Annotated in this window: 4 protein-coding genes; 3 read left to right on the forward strand and 1 reads right to left on the reverse strand. The window is 73.6% G+C overall.

Annotated features, from left to right (window positions below):
- From ABD308_RS11875 to ABD308_RS11885, 3 genes are all read left to right on the forward strand, one after another.
- A partial coding sequence (locus ABD308_RS11875) for an amino acid adenylation domain-containing protein (RefSeq protein ID WP_344332203.1) occupies positions 1 to 2,729 on the forward strand: 2,729 nt, incomplete at its 5' end.
- Positions 2,730 to 2,817: 88 nt separating this feature from the next.
- Positions 2,818 to 3,027 (forward strand): MbtH family protein, encoded by a 210-nt coding sequence (locus tag ABD308_RS11880; protein ID WP_344332207.1) that lies wholly within the window; start codon positions 2,818 to 2,820, stop codon positions 3,025 to 3,027.
- A complete protein-coding gene (locus ABD308_RS11885) occupies positions 3,024 to 3,389 on the forward strand; it encodes a nuclear transport factor 2 family protein (RefSeq protein ID WP_344332211.1) in 366 nt (121 codons plus the stop codon). Before ABD308_RS11880 ends, ABD308_RS11885 begins: the two co-directional genes overlap by 4 nt.
- A gap of 6 nt (positions 3,390 to 3,395) precedes the next feature.
- Here ABD308_RS11885 and ABD308_RS11890 read toward each other — a convergent pair.
- Positions 3,396 to 4,802, reverse strand: a 1,407-nt coding sequence (locus ABD308_RS11890; RefSeq protein WP_344332214.1) for a non-ribosomal peptide synthetase, incomplete at its 5' end; no start/stop codon positions are given.

Below are 4,802 nucleotides of genomic sequence, written 5' to 3' on the forward strand. Positions count from 1 at the left end.
AGACGTTCCTGGGCCGGTGGGTGCGGCTCCTGGAGCAGGTGAGCGCGCGTCCTGAACTGCCCGTCGGCCGGGCCGACATCCTCACCCCCGAGGAGCGCCGGAAGCTTCTGGCGGAGTGGAACGACACCGGCCGTGACGTGCCGGCGACGACCGTGCCGGAGCTGTTCGCCGCGCAGGCGGCGCGGACGCCCGAGGCCACGGCCCTGGTCGCCGGGACCGAACGGCTGAGCTACGCGCGGCTCAACGCGCGGGCCAACCGCGTCGCCCACTGGCTCATCGCCCAGGGCGTCCGGCCGGGCGACACGGTGGCGCTGATGTACGAGCGGTCGGCCGACCTGATCGCCGCTCTCCTCGGCGTACTCAAGACGGGTGCGGCCTACCTGCCGGTCGACCCCGACTTCCCGAGTGCCCGGGTGACGCACATCCTCACCGAGGCCGCTCCCGCCCTCCTGCTCACCAGCGACGCCGTCGCCACGGGCGTCGGAGCGGGCGTTCTCGCGGAGCGTCCGTCCTCGGCGACGGTCGTCACCGACGCCCCCGGCACCGCGGCGGCCCTGTCGCTGTGCCCGGACACCGACCCGGACCCGGTCGCCCGTCCCGCCGGTCCGGCCTACGTGCTCTACACCTCCGGATCCACGGGCGCGCCCAAGGGCGTGGTCGTGGAGCACGCGGCGCTGTCGAACTTCCTCGCCGACATGGCCTCGCGCTTCCCGCTGACCGGCGAGGACCGCTGGCTGGGTGTGACGACCGTCGGGTTCGACATCTCCGTCCTGGAGATCTGCCTGCCGCTGACCAGGGGCGCCACGCTCGTGCTCGCCGACCGCGACACGGCCCGCACGCCCGCCGCGCTCGCCGGTCTGCTCAGGTCCACCGGAGCCACCGTGATGCAGGCGACCCCCACGCTGTGGCGGGCCCTCGCCGACGAGCAGCCCCAGTGCCTCGACGGGCTCCGGGTGCTGGTGGGCGGCGAGGCGCTCGCGCCCGACCTCGCGCGGACCCTCGCCGCACGCGCCGCCGAGGTCGTCAACCTGTACGGACCGACCGAGACCACCATCTGGTCCACGTCGGCCGGCATCGACCCGGCGGCGCCGCGGGAGAGCACGCCCATCGGTACGCCGATCGCCAACACGCGGGTGCACGTCCTCGACGAGCGCCTCGGCCTGGTGCCGCCCGGCGTGGTGGGCGAGCTGTACATCGCCGGCGCCGGCGTGGCGCGCGGGTACCTGGGGCAGCCGGGGCTGAGCGCACAGCGCTTCGTGGCGGACCCGTACGGTCCGGCCGGTAGCCGCATGTACCGCACGGGCGACCTCGCCCGCTGGAACCGCGACGGCCTGCTGGAGTTCGCCGGCCGGGCCGACCACCAGGTCAAGATCCGGGGCTTCCGGATCGAACCGGGCGAGATCGAGGTCCTGCTCCGGGCGCAGCCCGGCGTGGCGCACGCCGTGGTGGTGGTCCGGGAGGACCGGCCGGGCGATCAGCGGCTGGTCGCCTACGTGGTCCCCGACGACCGGGCCGACGCGTCGCACCTCGCCGAACGCCGCGACCTCCGTGACGCCCTGCGCCTGCGGCTGCCCGAGTACATGGTGCCGTCGGCCGTGCTCACCCTGCCCGCACTGCCGCTGACCCCGAACGGCAAGCTCGACCGCCGCGCCCTGCCGGCCCCGGACCGGGGCGCCGCCGAGGGGCATGGGCCCGCCACCCCCCGGGAGGCGGTGCTGGCGGGCCTGTTCGCCGACGTCCTCGGGGTGGAGCGGGTCGGAGTGGACGACGGGTTCTTCGACCTGGGCGGCCACTCCCTGCTCGCCACCCGGCTGATCGGTCGCATCCGGGACGTCCTGGGTGTGGAGCTGCCACTGCGCGCGCTGTTCGAGACGTCCAGCGTGGCCGGGCTCGCCCGCCGCCTGGAGTCGGACCAGGACGGCACGGCCGACGCCTTCGGTGTCGTCCTGCCCCTGCGGCCCCGTGCCGAGGGCGTGCCGCTGTTCTGCGTCCACCCGGGCGGCGGTCTGAGCTGGTCGTACGCCGGCCTGCTGAGCCACCTGCCCGCGGAGGTGCCCCTCTACGGGATCCAGGCCCGTGGTCTGTCCGAGCCGGACGACCTCCCGGGCAGCGTCGAGGAGATCGCCGACGACTACATCGCCGAGCTCCTGCGGCTGCGTCCCGAGGGCCCCTTCCCGCTGCTGGGCTGGTCGTTCGGCGCGGTGGTCGCCCACGCCATGGCGGCCCGGCTGCGGGACCGTGGGTTCGACGTCCCGTTCCTGGTCATCCTCGACGCGCAGCCCGCGCGGCCGAGGACGCCCGAGGAGCTCGCCGAGGAGGCGACCCTCGACACGGCGATGGTGTACCGGACGCTGCTGGCGGCGTTCGGGGTGCCCGAGGACGACGAGGGACCGGTCACGTACGAACAGTTCACGGAACTGGCCCGGCGTCACCACGCGGCCGTGGCCGACTTCACCGAGGACCGGATCGCCGACGTCCTCCGGGTCATGGCCAACGACCTGCGGATCACCCCCGGCTACCGGCACACGCCCGTGGCCACGGAGGCCATCGTGTTCGCGGCCACCCGCAAGGACCCGTCCGGTCTGGTCACCCCGGAGATGTGGGCGCCGTACATCGACGGCCCGCTCGACCACCGAACGGTTGACTGCGGGCACGCCGCCATGGCGGGTCCGGAGGCGCTGCGGGTGATCGGGCCGATCCTGGCCGAGCGGATGCGCCGGCTCTCCTGAGCCGCGACCCGAACCGTGGATCCGGAGCAGGGACCGAAAACCGGATCCACGGTCCGTGGATCCGTACACACAGAGATGAGGACCTCAGATGACGAATCCGTTCGACGACCCGGACGCCCCCTACCTCGTGCTCGTCAACGACGAGGGGCAGTACTCCCTGTGGCCGGCCTCCGTCGAGGTGCCCGACGGCTGGGCGGTCGCCCACGCCGAGGACACCCGCGACACCTGCCTGGAGTACATCGACCGGCAGTGGACCGACATGCGGCCGCGGAGCCTGGTGAGGAGCATGCGGTCATGACCGGAGCCTCATCGATCCAGGACGCCGTCCACCGCTACTACGCGCTGGTCGACGCCAACCGCTTCGACGAACTGGTGGAGCTCTTCACCACCGACGCGACCTACGAACGGCCGGGCTACCGGCCCCTGGTGGGCCGGGGCGAACTGACCGCCTTCTACCGCGGGGAGCGGGTCATCGCCGACGGCCGGCACGTGGTCGACCAGCTGCTGACGTCCGGGCAGGACGCCGTGGTGCGCGGCAGTTTCGCCGGGACGCTGAAGGGGGGTGACGCGGTGAGCCTGAGGTTCGCCGACTTTTTCAGGACGGACGGCAACGGCCTCTTCGCCCACCGCGTCACGTACTTCTTCGCGCCCTTGGTGTGAGGACGGCTACGGGGTCGGCTCGATGCGGCCGAGGACCAGTTCCACGAAGGCCCGCGCCGTGGAGTTCCCGTAGAACTCGCGGGGAGTGACGCCGGGCAGCCCCCGTTTCCGCAGGTCGGAGAGGAGCCGGACCACCAGGAGGGAATTGCCGCCGAGTTCGAAGAAGTTGCTGTCGGGTCCCACGTCGACACCCAGCAGGCCGGACCACACCGAGAGGATCTCGGTACCGGGATCGTCCTTCGCCCCCGGATCAGTCCCCGGCCCTGCCTCCGGATCCGCCGCCGGGCCGTCCCGGTCCGTCACGGGGACGGGGACGGGGCCGGGGGGCGGGAGCCGGGAGGGGTCCGGCTTGCCGTTGAGGGTCAGCGGGATGCCGGGCACCTCGGTGAGGCCGGCCGGGAGCATGTGGTCCGGCAGCATGCGGCGGGCCGTCCGCCACGCGTGCTGGACCGAGCCGCCGTCCCGGAGCACCAGGTAGGCGTCGATGCGGGCGCCGGCCGGGTCCCCCGCCTCGCCCTCCCGGAAGACGACCGCCGCGTCGGCGACCCCGGGGTCCGAGACCAGGACCGATCTGATCTCGTCCAGCTCGATCCGGTGGCCCCGCACCTTCACCTGGTCGTCCAGCCGGCCGAGATGGTCGAGCCGGCCGTCCGGCCGCAGCCGGCCCCGGTCGCCGCTGCGGTACACGCGCTCCCCGGTCACGGGATCGTCGAGGAAGCGGGCCGCCGTCAGCTCGGGACGGCCGAGATAGCCGTCGGCCACCCCGGCGCCACCCACGTAGATCTCACCGGCGGGCCCCGGCGGCAGGACGTGGCCGTGCTCGTCCCGGACCGACACCCACCAGCCGGGCAGCGCCCGGCCCACGGACCGGGACCGCTCCACGACCTGGTGCGGGGTCACCTCCTGCGCGGTGACGTGGACGGTCGTCTCCGTGATGCCGTACATGTTGACCAGCCGGCACTGGGCGGGGGAGTGGCGGGCGAACCACCGCTCCAGCATCGCCGTGTTCAGCGGTTCGCCGCCGAAGACGACCAGCCGCAGGGCGAGTGGCGGGGCCGGTGCCGCCTGGGCGTCGGCCTCGATGAGCTGGGAGAACGCGGACGGGGTCTGACTGAGGACGGTCACCCGCCGCCGGGCCAGCAAGGTGCGGAACTCGTCCGGGTCGCGGGCCGCCCAGTGCGGTACGACGACCAGCCGGCCTCCGGTGAGCAGGCAGCCCCAGATCTCCCACACGGAGAAGTCGAAGGCGCCGGAGTGGAAGAACGTCCACACGTCGTCCGGTCCGAGACCGAGGTCCGCGGACGTGGCACCGATCAGGGCCAGCACGTTGCGGTGGGGGACCACGACCCCCTTGGGGCGGCCGGTGGATCCCGAGGTGTAGATGACGTAGGCGGCCGTCTCCCCGCCGGGCCG

Source organism: Kitasatospora putterlickiae, from assembly GCF_039527695.1.
GTDB lineage: Bacteria > Actinomycetota > Actinomycetes > Streptomycetales > Streptomycetaceae > Kitasatospora > Kitasatospora putterlickiae.